This window comes from Paenibacillus sp. FSL R7-0128 (genome assembly GCF_038002245.1).
GTDB classification, from domain to species: Bacteria; Bacillota; Bacilli; order Paenibacillales; family Paenibacillaceae; genus Paenibacillus_AQ; species Paenibacillus_AQ silagei.
On record NZ_JBBOCD010000001.1, the window covers coordinates 453,664 to 466,351 of the forward strand.

The 12,688-nt window shown below is 56.8% G+C and carries 10 protein-coding genes; 7 read left to right on the plus strand and 3 right to left on the minus strand.

All coding sequences use genetic code 11. The features are described 5' to 3' along the window. Positions 1-381, plus strand: a complete 381-nt coding sequence (locus NST26_RS01900) for a RidA family protein (RefSeq protein ID WP_036722134.1) — start codon at positions 1-3, stop codon at positions 379-381. Positions 382-556: 175 nt separating this feature from the next. On the opposite strand, the gene NST26_RS01905 is transcribed toward NST26_RS01900, so the two are convergent. After that, the gene (locus tag NST26_RS01905; RefSeq protein WP_340978365.1) at positions 557-1,321 is read right to left on the minus strand and encodes a tryptophan-rich sensory protein; all 765 of its coding nucleotides are present in this window, start codon (positions 1,319-1,321) and stop codon (positions 557-559) included. Positions 1,322-1,519: 198 nt separating this feature from the next. Between NST26_RS01905 and NST26_RS01910 the strand changes: the two genes are divergently transcribed. The 3 genes from NST26_RS01910 to NST26_RS01920 all read left to right on the plus strand — a co-directional run bounded on the left by NST26_RS01910 (position 1,520) and on the right by NST26_RS01920 (position 8,273). Continuing rightward, the gene (locus tag NST26_RS01910) at positions 1,520-3,970 is read left to right on the plus strand and encodes a glycoside hydrolase family 31 protein (protein WP_340978366.1); all 2,451 of its coding nucleotides are present in this window, start codon (positions 1,520-1,522) and stop codon (positions 3,968-3,970) included. Positions 3,971-4,349: 379 nt separating this feature from the next. Beyond that, the gene (locus NST26_RS01915; RefSeq protein ID WP_339253246.1) at positions 4,350-7,439 is read left to right on the plus strand and encodes a DEAD/DEAH box helicase; all 3,090 of its coding nucleotides are present in this window, start codon (positions 4,350-4,352) and stop codon (positions 7,437-7,439) included. Positions 7,440-7,478: 39 nt separating this feature from the next. Beyond that, on the plus strand, positions 7,479-8,273 hold the full coding sequence (locus NST26_RS01920) for a hypothetical protein (protein WP_340978368.1): 795 nt from the start codon (positions 7,479-7,481) through the stop codon (positions 8,271-8,273). Positions 8,274-8,913: 640 nt separating this feature from the next. Here NST26_RS01920 and NST26_RS01925 read toward each other — a convergent pair. Then, positions 8,914-9,576: a GTP pyrophosphokinase gene (locus NST26_RS01925; protein WP_051477780.1), complete on the minus strand. Its 663-nt coding sequence runs from the start codon at positions 9,574-9,576 to the stop codon at positions 8,914-8,916. 284 nt (positions 9,577-9,860) lie between these two features. Next, the gene (locus NST26_RS01930; protein ID WP_036722142.1) at positions 9,861-10,235 is read right to left on the minus strand and encodes a hypothetical protein; all 375 of its coding nucleotides are present in this window, start codon (positions 10,233-10,235) and stop codon (positions 9,861-9,863) included. A 278-nt stretch (positions 10,236-10,513) separates the two neighbouring features. Here NST26_RS01930 and NST26_RS01935 point away from each other — a divergent pair, with 278 nt between their 5' ends. From NST26_RS01935 to NST26_RS01945, 3 genes are read left to right on the plus strand one after another with little or no spacing between them, the layout of a single operon-like run. Continuing rightward, positions 10,514-11,344: a zinc ribbon domain-containing protein gene (locus NST26_RS01935; RefSeq protein WP_340956426.1), complete on the plus strand. Its 831-nt coding sequence runs from the start codon at positions 10,514-10,516 to the stop codon at positions 11,342-11,344. Between the two features lie 36 nt (positions 11,345-11,380). Beyond that, positions 11,381-12,199 carry a TrmB family transcriptional regulator gene (locus tag NST26_RS01940; protein ID WP_036722147.1) on the plus strand — a complete coding sequence of 273 codons (819 nt, stop codon included), beginning with the start codon at positions 11,381-11,383 and terminating at the stop codon, positions 12,197-12,199. A 49-nt stretch (positions 12,200-12,248) separates the two neighbouring features. Further along, complete coding sequence (locus NST26_RS01945; RefSeq protein WP_340956425.1) at positions 12,249-12,554, plus strand: hypothetical protein; 306 nt, start codon at positions 12,249-12,251, stop codon at positions 12,552-12,554. Positions 12,555-12,688 lie beyond the last annotated feature (134 nt).

The window sequence follows — 12,688 nt, forward strand, 5'->3', positions numbered from 1 at the left end:
ATGACCAAAAAACAAGTAGCTACAAAGAAAGCTCCAGGAGCGATCGGCCCTTACAGCCAGGCCATTGTTGCCGGCAACTGGGTCTACACTTCAGGCCAGCTGGGAATGGACCCGGAGACGGCGGAACTGCCGGGCAGTGTGCAGGAGCAGGCACGCCAGTCGCTTAACAATGTGAAGGCCATCCTGGAAGAGGCCGGAGCATCAATGGATCAGGTGGTGAAGACAACCGTGTATCTGAAGGATATGAATGATTTCGCGGCGGTTAACGAGGTGTACAGCACCTTCTTCACCGAGCCTTACCCGGCCCGCAGTGCCGTTGAAGTAGCCCGTCTGCCGAAGGACGCGCTGGTCGAGATCGAAGCGGTAGCACGCAAGAAATAACCCAGGCCGGTTACAACCGGTAAGGGTATGGTACAACGAAATCCCCCGCACGTGAATCAGGCGTGCGGGGGATTTTGCGTGCATATATAAGCATATCTACATAGATTGAACTTGAATCAAAACTTCTCTGGAGTCACGGCTAATCCCAAAATAGAAAACCATTAGTTCAATTTATTTAGTATCTGCTGCGGGAACGGCGCGGAGTCAGCAGCAGCCAGATACTGTAGAGCAAGAGAAGGCCTGCTGCAATCAGGCCGGTGAAATACACCTCATTCGTGTCCTTATGCTCGATAGCAATGGCGATATAGGCCCAGACGAAGACGAGCGGATAGATGCTGTCCCGGTACGGGAAGCTTACCAGCACAGCGAGCACAGCACCGACGCAGAGCATGATGACGGCCCAGAACGGGCCGCTGAGTCCGAAGCCTCCCCAGTCGTTCTTCACCAGCACAACGCTGACATTGACGATGGTGGCTACCGAGATCCAGCTGAGGTAGAGGCTGAACGGCAGCTTCACGAGCCATTTCTCGCCTGTCGTGGGATCTGCGATGAAGCGGGTTTTGCGGTAAATGACGATCAGGGAGAGCAGCAGAAGCACCATCGCCACCAGCGACAGCTCAATGTACAGGTAATGCCAGAGGAGCAGCCAGCCCATATTGAAGAGACAGCTGAGCATGAACCAAATCCCGATCCGCTGGACGGAATCCCTGCCCCCGGTATCGCTGCGGAACTGATAAATAATGAATCCGGCCAGCAGCAGATAGATCAGGGACCAGATGGAAAAAGCATATCCGGCCGGTGTGAGGTACGTATGATACCTGTCCGAGATTTCGGCGGTGCTGTTCCCGCCAAGCGGCAGGACGACCGAAAGGGTATTGACGGCAATGACGCCGAGGAAGAGCAGTAAATTCCCCCACTTATAAGGATTAGTTCTAGTCATATGACCACTCCCTAACTTGTTTGATAACTACGTTTTGACCTTGGCCTATATAGAATATACCCGCTGTGGCGGCAATTAAGACTAATCCGGCAAAAAAAATGACCAATTGGTCATAAGAATCGCGGATAGTATTCCTTAGGCCCGGGGTAATATGTAGTCAAGAAGTAGATCAGCAAGCAGCGAAGGGAGAGAAGATTCATGGAGAGCAGTGAGGCGATACGCCCCGAGAAGATGGGGCCGATGGTGATGAAGGAGACCTGGAACACGCCGGGCAGCGTGGTGTCCTGGGAACGCTCCGAGAATATCTACATCGTCCGGGGGGAATGCGCCGGGATGGCTTTTATCTTCCTGAGCGATGATATGTTCCGGATGAAGGTCTTCCATAGCAAGGTACCGGACCTGACCACCTCGGAGGCTGTGCTGAAGGAGTGCTGTATTCCGCATCTGTTTCCGGTAGAGGAGACGGAGGAGCAGCTCATTTTTTCTACAGGCGCTATCCGGCTAATTATTGAGAAGGCCTCGTTTCTGCTCCGTGTGGAGAATACATCCGGAAAAGTGATCATGCAGCAGAATCTGGCGAGCTGGAACCCGCGCGGCGCAAGCCATGCGGAATATGATATGCAGCCGGACTCGCATTTCTACGGACTGGGTGAGAAATCAAGCTTCCTGGACAAACGCGGGGAGCGTTATACGAACTGGAACACCGATGTGTTCGCCCCTCATCTGCCGGAGATTGAAGCGCTCTATGAGTCGATACCGCTCATTATCCACATGCACGGTGACCTCTCCTACGGGCTGTTTCTGGATAATACGGGCCGGAGTGATTTTGACATGCGCTCGCACGGCGTTGCTTTTACCATTGGCTGTTCTACGGGAGCTTACGATATCTATTTCATTAATGGGCCCGAGATGAAGGATGTCGTCCGAAGATACACCACGCTCACCGGCCGGATCGCACTTCCGCCTAAGTGGGCGCTCGGTTATCACCAGTCCCGCTACAGTTACATGAATCAGCAGGAGGTGCTGCAGCTGGCCAAGACCTTCCGTGAGAAGAATATCCCATGCGATGTGATCTATCTGGATATCCACTATATGGACGAGTACCGCGTATTCACCTTCGACCCTGTCAACTTCCCTGATCCGCAGAAAATGATCTCGGAGCTTGCGGAGCTGGGTGTGCGCATTGTCCCGATTGTAGATCCCGGCGTCAAAAAAGACCCCAAATACGAGGTGTATAAGCAAGGGGTGCTGGAGAAGCATTTCTGCCGCCGCCTGGAGGGCGATATTTTCTTCGGTGAGGTGTGGCCGGGGATCAGTGCCTTTCCTGATTTCAGCGACAGCCGGACCGCCGAGTGGTGGGGAGATTTGCACAAATACTACACAGAGCTTGGCATTCAGGGCATCTGGAACGATATGAACGAGCCTGCGGTCTTCAATGAGACCAAGACGATGGATCTTGATGTGATGCATTTCAACAACGGGCGGCCGGTGACGCATGAGGAATACCATAACCTGTACGGGATGATGATGTCCAAAGCGACCTATGAAGGGCTGGCCGAGCATATGGGGGGTGAGCGTCCCTTTGTGCTGACCCGTGCGGGGTATGCGGGCATCCAGCGCTATGCAGCCGTATGGACCGGCGATAACCGCAGCTTCTGGGAGCACATGGCGATGGCGATGCCGATGGTGCTCAACATGGGGCTGTCCGGGCTGGCCTTCTCGGGGCCGGATATCGGCGGGTTCGCCCATCATACGTCGGCGCAGCTGCTGGTGCGGTGGACGCAGATGGGCGTCTTTTTCCCATACTGCCGCAATCACTCCTCCATCGGGACGCTGCGCCAGGAGCCGTGGTCCTTTGGGGAAGAGGTGGAAGGGATTCTGCGTGAATTCATCGGACTGAGGTACCGCTGGATGCCGCATTTGTATAATCTTTTTCATGAGGCGGAGAAGAGTGGTCTGCCTGTCATCCGTCCGCTGGTGCTTGAATATCCGCGTGATCCGCATGTCAGTAACCTGTGTGACCAGTTCCTGCTGGGTGAAAATGTGCTGATTGCCCCGGTCTACCGCCCGGATACGGATCACCGCTCTGTCTATCTGCCGGAAGGCCGCTGGCTGGATTATTGGGACGGAGAGATTCACGAAGGCGGACGGCATATTCTTGCGGCTGCACCGCTGCACATCATGCCGATGTATGTGAAGGCCGGCAGCTTCGTGGCTGAAGGCCCGCTGAGACAGTATGCGCTGGAGGACACGGAGGAGAAGATCATCTTCCACCTCTACGGGGCGGAAGCGGCTGCGGGCTTCTCTTCGTCCTTCAAGCTGTATGAGGATGACGGCCACAGCTTCAGCTACCGCAAGGGGCAGTGTACGGAGCTTGCCGTGCAGGCCGAAGGCGGGGAAGGTCTGCTTGCACTGAAGTGGGCGTATGCGGTGCATGATTATAAGCCGCGCCGGGAGACGCTCCGCTTCGCGCTCTGCTATCCGTTCTTCACTGTCGCTGCGGTGGAGGGACTGGCAGAGATTAGCCTGGAGCAGCTGAATGAGGGGGCGCTGGGCTGGGCCCGGAACGGCAAGAACGGCGCGATCATCGTTCAGGTAGCGGATGCTGCCGGGGGCGGGGAGCTGCGGATTCTGGCAGGTACGGATTAGAGGGCAGGTAGATGTAGCCCGTCAGATTTTGGTAGTCCAGCACGAGTTGCTGCACAGGATTTCAGGACCGGCTAGCCTGGAGAGGGCGGGCCGGTTCTTTCTGCTGCAACGCTATCTGGACAGTAATCGCCTGATCTGAACAACAATCTGCTGAAAATCACAGAAAATGTGCAGAAAAGTTTTTAAATATAGGCTTTTTCGTATAAGATGAAGGGATGAAGAAAAAGTTGCAGCAGACAACGTAACAGGAAGGCTGTACGGCTAGAGCTATTGCTGCCGGTGCAGCTTCATAATATATTTCTCGCGCAGCAGGAGGCAGTCTTCCGGATTGGAAGGGCTGCTCTTGCTGTTTGCTCACAAGAATGGAGATTAACCAACAATGATTAAGCATCTGTATGCAATATGGTTAGGGGACGTATTATTCTGCTTCTCGGGCGAAACCTCCGAGCCGAAGGTGGACGCATGGACACGCGTGATCAAACGGCTGGAGCTCCGCAGCGGCTGGCGTCCTTTTGCGGGTGCTGCACTGCGGCTGGCGGAAGTGAAGTATCCTGCGGCCGCCGCCGTGGAGGGCAAACCGGCGCGGCGCGGACTGCCCGGACGCACGCTGGAAGGGCTGGCGCTGTCGCCGAAGGATGCCTTCGAGCTGCTGCTGGCTTGGGATGAGCAGGCGAGCCGTGCCCAGGGCATTGAACCCGGGGGGGAGCTGCGCTACTGGTCGGCAGCCGCCCGCTTCGCGCTGGAGCTGATGGGCAAGGGCGGGATTGTGCCCGGCGCCCAGCCGCCGCGCAAGATCGGTTCGCGGCGGCGCGGCGGCGAACAGGCCGCTGCCGTATGCTGGTCACCGGCGTTCCGGGAAGAGGCGGATAAGGAGTTCTTCCTGCAGATGGCGGCTTCCATGCCGGTGCTTGCACTTGGCACACACGTAGCTGAGGAAGGCGACCTGTCCTCGCGGGAGGAAGCGGGCGGGTATGTGCTGTATTCCTTCCTGCAGGCGGTCATGACCGCCGAGATCAAGAATGTGGTTGCCGCCCATGAGAGCGTGCTGTCGCCGTATAAGGCCAATTACCGCCGCGGCTATTCTCCGCTGACGGAGCTGTGGTGGAACAGTCTGCTCACGGGCAGCCGGGATATCCCCGTGCAGGGGACTCCGGCTGAGGTAACGGAGCTGCTGGCAGTGGTGAACGAGACGGCGGGCCATGAGGTGCCGCATTTCGAGACCGAGGAGGCCCGCAGCGGACAGCTAAGCCTGGGCCTGCGGCTGGAGCCTCCGGCGGAGGAGAGCGAGCTGTGGCAGCTGACCTTCTGGGCGGAGAGCCGGGAGGAGGGGGAATTCTGGATTCCGGCGGAAGCGGTGTGGAGCAGCCGGGAGCGGGAATTCACCCTATGGGGCAAGCGTTACCGCAATATTCAGCAGCAGCTTCTGGCTGCGCTGGGACGGGCGGCGAAGAGTTCGCCGGACATCCGGCGCTCGCTGGCTGAACCGGCCCCGCGCGGGATTGAGCTGCCGCCGGAGCGGCTGTATTTCTTCCTGAAGGAGAGCGTGCAGCAGCTGCGGGAACGGGGAATTACCGTGCAGATGCCTTCGCGCTGGAGCCGGGAGGGACGGCGGCGGATCGGCATGAGAATGAAGATGCAGCCCCCGGCGGGTGCAGCGGATGGCCCGGTGCAGTCTGCGCTGGGTATGGAAGAGCTGATCTCTTTCCGTATTGAAGCCTCTCTGGGAGATTCAGACATCACAGAGGAGGAACTGAATGCCCTGGTGGAAGCAGGCGTGCCATTTGTGCGCTTCCGGGGAGAATGGATTGAAGTGGACCCGAAGGAAGTTCGTCAGGTCCTGAGATATATTAAGCGTGGTGAGAGCGGAGAGATGACCGCAGCCGACTGGATGCGCCTGGAGGCTGAAGATGGTGAAGAGCGGCTGTGGAAGGGAATGTCGGTTACCGGCATGGAGACCTCTGGCCTGTTGGCCTCCCTCATGCACGGCGATGTGCTGCGCGGGATGCCGCTGCGTCCGGTGCCGGAGGATCTGAACGGAACGCTACGGCCATATCAGGAGCGGGGTTATCAGTGGCTTACGGCACTCAGCAATCTCGGCTTCGGCGTCTGCCTGGCTGATGACATGGGCCTCGGCAAAACCGTGCAGGTCATCACCTGCCTGCTCGACCGGGCGCTGAATGCCCCGCCGGGCGAGAAGCAGGAGCCTGTGCTGATCCTCTGCCCGACTTCGCTGCTGGGCAACTGGCAGCGGGAATTGCAGCGCTTCGCCCCTTCGCTTAGCTTGCATATTCACCATGGAGGGCGGCGGGTGCGCGGTGAAGGATTCAGGGAACTGGCGGCCAGCCATGAGATTGTGCTAACTACCTACCATCTGGCGGGCCGGGACAGCGAGGATCTGGCCGGGGTGCGCTGGTCCACGGTTGTGCTGGATGAAGCGCAATACATCAAGAATCACCGCACCAAGCAGGCGCAGAGCGTCATGAAGCTGAGCGCGCCGCACCGGATCGCAATGACCGGGACTCCGGTGGAGAACCGGCTGGGCGAGCTGTGGTCGATTTTTCATTTTCTCAACCCAGGTTATCTGGGGACGTATCATTCCTTCCGCCAGCGTTATGTGTCGGGAGAGGGCGGCGAACGGCTGCGTGAGCTGCACCGGCTGGTCTCGCCCTTCCTGCTGCGGCGTCTCAAGAGTGACCCGGATATCTCGAAGGATCTGCCGGAGAAGCTTGAGCTGAAGTCCTATTGTCCGCTTACGGAGACCCAGGCCGCGCTGTATCAGGGGGTTGTGGATGAGATGCTAGGCGTCATCGGCGAGCGTTCGGGCATGGCCCGGCGGGGACTGGTGCTGTCTTCCCTGACCAAGCTGAAGCAGATCTGCGATCATCCCCAGCTGTTCCGCAAGGACGAGGGGCGGAGCCTGCGAAGTGAGCCTTCGGGCAAAATGGACGTCATGTTCGAGTTGCTCGACAGCATCTCTGAGCTTGGCGAATCGGCGCTGATCTTCACCCAGTATGTAGCGATGGGCGAACTGCTGGTCAGCCGGCTGGCCAGACGATACGGGCAGACGCCGCTGTTCCTGCATGGCGGCATCTCGAAGCGTGAGCGCGACGAGATGGTGCATGCTTTTCAAGAGGGGGACGGTCCGGCCTTCTTCGTTCTGTCGCTTAAGGCGGGAGGCGTAGGCCTCAATCTGACACGGGCGAATCATGTGCTGCACTATGACCGCTGGTGGAACCCGGCTGTAGAGAATCAGGCGACGGACCGCGCCTTCCGGATTGGACAACATAAGAATGTACAGGTGCATAAGCTGATCTGCCAGGGAACGCTGGAGGAGCGGATCGACGAGCTGATTGAACGCAAAAAAAGCCTGTCCGAGCAGGTCGTCGGCTCCGGCGAGAACTGGTTGACCGAGATGTCTAACCATGAGCTCAAAGAGCTGATTGAACTCCAGGGACAGGACTGGATGTAAACAGGGCAATACATTGTAAGGCAGAAGGAGGCAACATCTATGAATGAGCTGCTGGAGCTGCGGCTGGAGGTGCTGCCCGGGGTCATTAAGGCCATCGGGAGTGTGGGGCCTGCTGCTGAAGGAGCAGACAGACGCAGCAGCAAAGCCGGAGCAGAGATAGAGAAGCAAGGGGAACAGGGCCAGCGGGCGGTTGTTACTCTGCGTATTCCGCAGTGGACACCCGCCAGGAAGAATGAAGTGCTGCATCAGCTCGCTGCGCATCCGGGCGAATTGTATGATCTGCTGCAGGGTAGCCTGAATGGCGGGCTTGCTGCACTGGAGCTGCTGCCTGTAGATGACGAGCTGAGGCTGGCTGCAGAGGAACAGGGCACGGGTCTGTTGCCTGTTGATGAGCTGGTGCAGCGGGTCCGGCAGCAGCTGACCCAGGAGCCGCTGCTTGCATTCGCCCTGCGCGGACTGTCCAAGGAAGAGCTGCTCTCCGGCGTATTCGCCTTGTGGGCGGAGCAGGAGAACGAGCGGAGCACTGAAGAAGACGCGCCTGCGTCTGTGTCGCTCGCGTCCGAGCTGGCCCGGCTGGAGCGTAAGGGGCCGGCCGTATCCTCTGGAGAGTGGCTGGCTGAGGCAGCGGCTGAAGGCTCTCTGCACCAGCCGGGGCCGCTGTTTCACGAGATCTCCTCACGTCCGTTTCCGGCTATACCTGAGGTAATGGAGCCAGAGGAGGATTGGAGCGCACTCCTGCCACAGACACCCAAGGCGCGTGAAGGGCTTGCGCTGCTGATGCGCCGGGTCTCGGAAGCTGCTGCGAAGCGCGCGGCGGGCTTGAATAAGCTATAGCTGCGCGGGGTTCGTGAGATGGGGCTTGAGTAAACTGGAGGAGCACGGATAGGTGTGATGGGAATGAATGAGCTATAGCTGGTCGGGTTCGTGAGATGGGGCTTGAATAAGCTGTAGGAGCATGGATAGGTGTGATGGGAATGAATGAGCTATAGCTGATCGGGTTCGTGAGATGGGGCTTGAATAAGCTGTAGGAGCAAATGAGCTATTGTTTGTGCGGCGACTGAAACTGCTCTTTAAGTAATATTGAGGGTAAACTAGGCCAACTGGTGGAATTGAATCGGATGCCGGGACACGAACGTAAGAGTTGTTCTACCAAGTAACATTAGTTTTGAGCGCAGTGCGCCGGGTAGGTTGCGAGGTGGCTGCACGGGAATAAAGTAGATAAATCCCTCTGGATCGGCTAGAAGTCGGCGTGCGGACATTTTGCTACTATTCAGCAGGCGGGAATGAGGAGCAGAAGAAGTGGCAGAAGAGCACCTCACTTCCGTCCTGATCGCCAGAAAGAAGTGAGCAAAACAAAAGAGGAGCACACAAGTGCCCCTCTAGTAGCCGGATAACGACCTGGCTGCAGCCATTTTACCCTAAGATTATGTCTGCTTGGTTATGTTATTCACTTATACTACGGCAACAAGCGCAATTAAGACTCGTTGCCGCCGCTGCCTTCTGACAGCTCCAGGATCTCCCGGCGCAGGCGGAGCATCTTCTGGTCCAGCTCATCGGCAGCACGAGCGGCTTCCTTCAGCTCCTCGGCCACATGGGAGGGCAGCTGTTTGTCGAATTTATAGTAGAGAATATGCTCCATGCTGGCCCAGAAATCCATGGCTAACGTACGCAGCTGCATTTCTGCCTTCACCCAGCGGGTGCCATCAAGCAGTACCAGCGGTATAGCCACGATAAGGTGCAGGCTCTGGTAGCCGTTCGGCTTCGGGTGGGCAATATAATCCTTAATCTCAAGCACACGGATATCCTCGCGGGCGCACAGGTGGTCCACCAGCCGGTAGATATCCTTCACGAAGGCGCAGACAATCCGCATCCCCGCAATATCATGGATGTGCTGTTCCATATTATCCAGGTTAAGCTCATAGCCCTTACGCTGCATTTTTTGCACAATGCTCTTCGGTTCTTTGATCCGGCACTTCACATGCTCAATCGGGCTGAAGCCGTCACGCACCTGCCACTCGGTCCGGATGATATCGATTTTATTCTCAAGCTCATTCAGAGCATGACGGTACAGCGCCGGCAAAGCCTTGAAATTCTCAACCTGCTTGGCAAAATCCTCGTTAATCTGCCACTTCTGCATATCCTTCACATGGACCTGTAACTTGTTCAATGTTACTTGTGTACTATCATATTCTTCCACTGAAACTCTCCCGGTTTTCGTTATTTGTGACTGTAGACCATGAATGGATGACTACGGCAATCTTATACAGCGCTAGCTGCGGTTCTGATTCTATTTTAACCGATGTACAGCCCCGGAAGCAAAATAAAACCGTAACCCTGACCCAAGAGAAACATTCTTCCCTCCGGCGCGTATTAGCTCAGTATAGGCTTTAGGCCGTCCTTATGGTGCAGCTCCGTTCATTCTTATTTGTTGGTGGGAGAGCCTGTGCCGTAGCCTTCATCCTGATAGCCTGTATTCTCCAGCTTCTGCAGGACGTTCAAGCCTTCGATCTGAAGGCGGGTCTCGTCAGTGCCATGGTCGTGCAGATACTGGAACAGGCGGATGGTGGTGTCATCGAACTGCTCTGCGGCATCATCATGATCGGCTGACTTGTAGGGAACCAGAGCACGCCGGAAGGCGTAGTCATCCCCGCTGGCCAGATCGGCCAGAAGATCCTGAAGCACAGTCAACCCGTCACTGGACAGCAGAACCTCATACTCACTGGAGTCGCCTCTCTCTTCCTGAATCAGACCGTGATTCACAGAGACGAAATATCGGTTAAGGTTATCGTCAGGCACAATTCATCCCTCCATCATTCGATAATGTACGGGTACGCAGGAACGGATCCAGCAGAAGGCAATATGTATGATTGCTTCTTCCGCAGCATACTCATTCCAATAAGAACGCTAACCGCCTCTACTTGGTATTTACCACATGACGACAAATAATGAATCTGCCGTGGACTTTTGGTATGATAGAATCACGTTTCCGCTGCTGCGTGGGGCGGCAATCGGAATGTAAGGATATACGCGGCTGCGAATCAGCCTATTCTCACTCTGGAGAAGGAGGAACTACAATGAATTTACTGCAACGCATTAAAGACGGTGCCAGCCGGGTGAGTGAAAAAGCGCAAAGCTCGGTGGAAGTGAGCAAGCTGAATGGGCAGATTTCGGATATTGAGCACGAGATGCAGGTTGAATTTCTGAAAATGGGGAAGCTGTTCTACGAGGGATATCGTTCAAGGGATATGTCGGTGGCTGAAGGCCAGATGATCGAGCTTGCGCGGGGCTGTAACAAGCTGCAGGAGCAGATCGAGGACGTACGCTCAAGAATTGCCGAATTGAGAAATGAACGCTTGTGTGCCTGCGGTCAGCTCGTAGGGCTGGATGCCAATTTCTGTCCGCATTGCGGACGTAAGCTGGAAGCACGCAAGCCGGAAGATAAGGAGATTTCACTGCGTAAAGAGCCGTCTTCGGCCGCCGCCGCTACCGCAGCACCGCCTGTGGTTACCGTACATAAAGTACTGGAGCATGAAGATGAGGAAGACCAGTACTACGGTGAGGAAGAGCTGACCGAAGCGGAACGGGAGCTGGCCAGAAGACCCGAAGCACGTGTGCAGTATGCGGAGGTGTTGCCTGAACTGGAAGAAGAGGCAGAGCTGGAGGATGCGGACCGGATGGCTTCAGGTTCTGACCGGAGCCGCCGGGAGGCAGATGAACTGGAACGGGAACGGGAGCGGCAACTGGAGCTGGACCGCCGGATCAGGGACTGGAAGGCAAGTGAGCCAGCCGAAGAGCGGGTAGCCGGAGACGCGGATACACGGGAGATTGTGAACTGCCAGATCTGCCGCGCCGATCTGCCGAAGGGCTCCATGTGGTGCCCGCGCTGCGGCTCGGAGCAAATATAGACAGTGTAGTACTGACAGCTTAGGGGGACAACATAGATGGAACAGTTGCTGCTGCATCTGCGCAATTTGGGTTTCACAGAGATGGAATCCAAAATTATGGTTGAGCTGGCCACCAAGGGCCAGGCTTCGGGCTACGAAGTGGCAAAGCAGCTAGGAGTATCAAGATCGAACGTATATGCGGCGCTTCAGCGCCTGACTCAGCAAGGCTACGTGCGCTGCGGAGAAGGGGAGCCGGCACGCTACAGTGTACTGGACCCGGAAGAGCTGGCCACGATGATATCCGGCCGGGTGCAGGCCTCGCTCGCCTATATGGAGAGTGAAATGCCGCGCGGAGGTCCGGTCAGCCCCTCCTTCTACAACGTGGAGGGTGACCGGAATGTCATAGGAGAGCTGGTCCGCCAGCTGAATCTTGCCGCCCAGGAGATTGTAGTGGATGTGTGGCGGGAGGAAGCCTCGCTGCTGCGCAGTGAGCTTGAGCAGGCGGAGAAGCGCGGAGTGAAGCTGCTGTGGGCTTTTGACGGCGGTGATGCTGTGCCGGCACCTTATCCGGTATGGCCGCCCCTGCCGGGGAAGCCGGAACGCAGCGGAGGCCGGAAGTTCTCCTTCGTCGTGGACCGGAGCTGGTGCATGCTCGGCATGCGTTATGAGGACGGGAGCGCCCAAGCCGTGATTACCGAGCATCCGGTGCTTGTGGAGCTGCTGCTCAAATCTTTTACACAGGAATTGGTATTGTTCGAGCTGGAGGAAGATATGGGCCCCGAACTGCAGCGACGCTACGGGGAGCGCTATAGCCGGATCTACAGCAAATATGTGCTGCATGATCAGGAGGAATCGGGGGAAGAGCCGGAGGAATAGGGCTGCAATAGTAAGTGCCCAAGTTCACTAAGCAAGGGAGGTGACAAGCATGGAGTGTATTGTACATTTTGAAGTGCAGCATGCAGAGGCCGTCAAGCCGCTGCGCGGACTGCTGTTCCTGGAAGAGGGCAAGACCCCGGGAGAGCGGGAGCTGGTGGAGATGTTCAAGGACATGAAGTTCAACGTCCGGCTGGATAACCGGGAGAAATGGATTTTCAAGCCCGTGGCTCCGGGAGAAAGTTATTCCGAGATCCGCATTACCAGCTTTGACAACGGGAAGAAAAGCAGCACGACGGAGGGTGAGCTGAAGTCGATTGTCGGCAACCTGCTGCCCCAGAAGCCAACCGGGATATAACCGGAGCAGCGTGGTTCCAGCGGTTTTTATCCAAAGATAAGAATGTATATGCTTCGCGCTATAATTATCCTTATCTTTCTCGCTGAAACGGTACCGTCCTTTAAAAGGACGGAAAACCGGTTCAGCTTGGCCAG

Excerpts from the sequence above, each read along its gene's own strand:
- NST26_RS01905 (WP_340978365.1), bottom strand. The coding sequence starts at position 1,321 with ATGACTAGAACTAATCCTTATAAGTGGGGGAATTTACTGCTCTTCCTC.
- NST26_RS01900 (WP_036722134.1), top strand. The coding sequence starts at position 1 with ATGACCAAAAAACAAGTAGCTACAAAGAAAGCTCCAGGAGCGATCGGC.
- NST26_RS01910 (WP_340978366.1), top strand. The coding sequence starts at position 1,520 with ATGGAGAGCAGTGAGGCGATACGCCCCGAGAAGATGGGGCCGATGGTG.
- NST26_RS01945 (WP_340956425.1), top strand. The coding sequence starts at position 12,249 with ATGGAGTGTATTGTACATTTTGAAGTGCAGCATGCAGAGGCCGTCAAG.
- NST26_RS01935 (WP_340956426.1), top strand. The coding sequence starts at position 10,514 with ATGAATTTACTGCAACGCATTAAAGACGGTGCCAGCCGGGTGAGTGAA.
- NST26_RS01925 (WP_051477780.1), bottom strand. The coding sequence starts at position 9,576 with ATGCAGAAGTGGCAGATTAACGAGGATTTTGCCAAGCAGGTTGAGAAT.
- NST26_RS01920 (WP_340978368.1), top strand. The coding sequence starts at position 7,479 with ATGAATGAGCTGCTGGAGCTGCGGCTGGAGGTGCTGCCCGGGGTCATT.
- NST26_RS01940 (WP_036722147.1), top strand. The coding sequence starts at position 11,381 with ATGGAACAGTTGCTGCTGCATCTGCGCAATTTGGGTTTCACAGAGATG.
- NST26_RS01915 (WP_339253246.1), top strand. The coding sequence starts at position 4,350 with ATGATTAAGCATCTGTATGCAATATGGTTAGGGGACGTATTATTCTGC.